This window comes from Yokenella regensburgei, from assembly GCF_051486985.1.
In the GTDB taxonomy this organism is placed as follows: Bacteria; Pseudomonadota; Gammaproteobacteria; order Enterobacterales; family Enterobacteriaceae; genus CBFFRJ01.
In genome coordinates, this window is record NZ_JAHVDV010000078.1 from 1 (window position 1) to 2007 (window position 2007).

The 2007-nt window shown below is 50.3% G+C and carries 3 protein-coding genes and 1 pseudogene; 3 read left to right on the plus strand and 1 reads right to left on the minus strand.

From position 1 onward, the window contains the following. Together KXR87_RS23455 and KXR87_RS23460 are read left to right on the plus strand one after the other, a co-directional pair. On the plus strand, positions 1–1139 hold a 1139-nt coding region (locus tag KXR87_RS23455; RefSeq protein WP_437434574.1), incomplete at its 5' end, for an RHS repeat domain-containing protein. Position 1140: 1 nt separating this feature from the next. Then, a complete protein-coding gene (locus KXR87_RS23460) occupies positions 1141–1497 on the plus strand; it encodes a hypothetical protein (RefSeq protein WP_437434575.1) in 357 nt (118 codons plus the stop codon). Positions 1498–1544: 47 nt separating this feature from the next. On the opposite strand, the gene KXR87_RS23465 is transcribed toward KXR87_RS23460, so the two are convergent. After that, positions 1545–1751 (minus strand): hypothetical protein, encoded by a 207-nt coding sequence (locus tag KXR87_RS23465; RefSeq protein WP_437434576.1) that lies wholly within the window; start codon positions 1749–1751, stop codon positions 1545–1547. On the opposite strand from KXR87_RS23465, the pseudogene KXR87_RS23470 reads away from it, so the two are divergent. Continuing rightward, a pseudogene (locus KXR87_RS23470) lies at positions 1740–2007 on the plus strand (hypothetical protein); the annotation flags it as partial. The gene KXR87_RS23465 and the pseudogene KXR87_RS23470 overlap by 12 nt on opposite strands.

Here is a 2007-nt window from a genome sequence, read left to right on the forward strand (position 1 = left end):
AACACAGAACGTACCGTCACCTTACCTCGCGCATCCACCCCGATACCGGTAAACCACAGGACGGGCATTTCGTTAAAATCAGGACCGAAGAGGTCACCTGGCAATACGACGTTAACGGCCGTCTGGTGGAGAAAGCCGTCGACAGGGGCAGCTACCGCCCTCTCCTCTGGCGCTACCGCTGGGATGCGCGAAGCCAGTTAACCGGGCTGGAAACACCGGACGGCGAACGGTGGGAGTACAGGTACGACCCGTTCGGCAGACGCATCAGTAAACGCTGCACGAACCGGGACAAACCCGGTATGGACTTTCACTGGAACGGCGACCAGATGGTGGAAGAAATTCCGGTCACCCCGGACGGCACGCCGGACCATGAAAACGCCATCCGCTGGATATACGAGCCGGGCAGCTTTACGCCACTGGCACGCTACGAGAAAGGGCAACTGCTTTATGCCATCACGGATACGGTGGGACGCATTCAGGAACTGCTGACCGAAGATGGCACCCTCGTCTGGCGGGGTAAGCAGCAGTTGTGGGGCCGGGAGGAAGGCCGCCAGAAAGACGGTGCCCCCACCTGCCGCCTGCGCTTCCCCGGCCAGTACGACGATGACGAGTCGGGGTTGTTCTACAACCGCTTCCGGTACTATGATTGTGATACCGGGCAGTATCTGAGCGCAGACCCGGTGGGGTTATTGGGTGGGGTCAATCCGTACGGGTATGTGACAAATCCGCTGAGATGGATTGACCCGCTGGGGCTGTGTAAGGGTGATGTTCAGCAATTAGATCCAAACGATATTCTTTTTAGTCAGAGTTCTGTAAATGGCACTGCTGATTTAGTAAATAATATGAAAGCTAATGGCTGGAAAGGCGATTCTATCGATGTAATCAGAATGCCGAATGGTAAATTAATAACTATCGATAATACTCGTGTCTTAGCTGCATCACGAGCTGGAGTTAAAGTTGAAGCTCGTGTTCATGATGCCTCAGAAGCATTACCTACAGAATATATTGAAAGATTTAGAACGAGGAAAAATAATCCTTCGACATGGGGCGATGCTGTTGACTTACGCATAGAAAATCAATCGGCGGGGTATAGAAATAGATATCCTGATGGTTCAATTATTATAGGATCACCTGATTAACATGGAAAAATTATTAACAGTCAATGAGTTACCTGCATGGTTCTCTTATCCTGATTCGTTTAAAAGGATTATTGATCAGGGATTAATTTATTTTGACCCTTGGATCATTATGGAAGATGAGCGGCTAAGAACCAGATATGAAGGGATGAAGAAGCGATATCCGTCCAGAGAATTAGTTCCCTTTGCTCGAAGAGAAGATAATGATGATGTTGCTTGTTGGGAGAAAGATAAACACGGAAAAGTTGTTATAATTCATGATTATGCCGGTGAAGGCTATGAGAATGTAAAAGAGTTTAATAATTTTTGGGACTGGCTACGAAGCGCCTTAGAAGCCACAATAGAATACGGTGGTGAGTAAAAATATAAAAGCCGGGTAAGATTTTATATCTTCCCATCTAATTTTATTTACTCACTGTTATTCAGCACATTCATCCTCACGCTTTTAAGTCCCTTAAAAGTCGGCTCCACCAGGTAAAGCTGCCCGCGCAGATCCCGCATCCCGTTACAGTAGGCGGGCAGCAGCCAGGTGCCGATGCGTGAAGAACGCTTTACATCGGCAGACGCATCAGTAAACGCTGCACCAACCGGGACAAACCCGGTATGGACTTTCACTGGAACGGCGACCAGATAGTGGAAGAAATTCCGGTCACCCCGGACGGCACGCCGGACCATGAAAACGCCATCCGCTGGATATACGAGCCGGGCAGCTTTACGCCACTGGCACGCTACGAGAAGGGGCAACTGCTTTATGCCATCACGGATACGGTGGGACGCATTCAGGAACTGCTGACCGAAGATGGCACCCTCGTCTGGCGGGGTAAGCAACAGTTATGGGGCCGGGAGGAAGGCCGCCAGAAAGACGGTGCCC

Coding starts and splice junctions, on each gene's coding strand:
- KXR87_RS23460 (WP_437434575.1), top strand. CDS start 1,141: ATGGAAAAATTATTAACAGTCAATGAGTTACCTGCATGGTTCTCTTAT.